The 503-nt window shown below is 58.8% G+C and carries 1 protein-coding gene; it reads left to right on the top strand.

All coding sequences use genetic code 11. The features are described from left to right. Positions 1 to 483: TetR/AcrR family transcriptional regulator (locus F0169_RS27215; RefSeq protein ID WP_152748152.1), on the top strand; the 483-nt coding region annotated here is incomplete at its 5' end. Positions 484 to 503: the final 20 nt, after the last annotated feature.

Here is a 503-nt window from a genome sequence, read left to right as displayed (position 1 = left end):
CCCCCGTCGTCGGTGTATCACTTCTTCGCCAGTGTGCCGGCGTTGCTGGAAGCGTTGACGGCGGATGTGCACAGCGCTTTTCGCGCGGCCATTCAGGCGCCTATCGACCACGATTCACTCAAGCACTGGCGTGACCTGTCCTACATCGTCGAGCAGCGGATGCTGACTGTCTACAGCAACGATGCGGCCGCACGGCAGTTGATCCTGGCGCAGCACGGTCTCACCGAAGTGACTCAGGCGGACCGTCAGCATGATTTGGAGTTGGGAGACTTGATGGTTGACGTGTTCAATCGTCACTTCGAAGTGCCTACACTGCCCACCGATGTCGACGTGTTTGCATTGGCGCTGGAGTTGAGTGACCGGGTGTATGCACGCTCGGTGCATCAGCACGGGCAGATTACGCCGCGCATGGCCGAGGAAGGCATGCGGGTGTTTGATGCGTATGTGGGGCTTTATTTGCCGGCTTATTTGCCTAAGCGCTAGGGTTTGTGTTGGCTGGGCTG

Source organism: Pseudomonas kitaguniensis (assembly GCF_009296165.1).
GTDB classification, from domain to species: Bacteria; Pseudomonadota; Gammaproteobacteria; order Pseudomonadales; family Pseudomonadaceae; genus Aquipseudomonas; species Aquipseudomonas kitaguniensis.
Note: the sequence above shows the minus strand (reverse complement) of the source record. Positions and strands in the feature narration are given on the sequence as shown.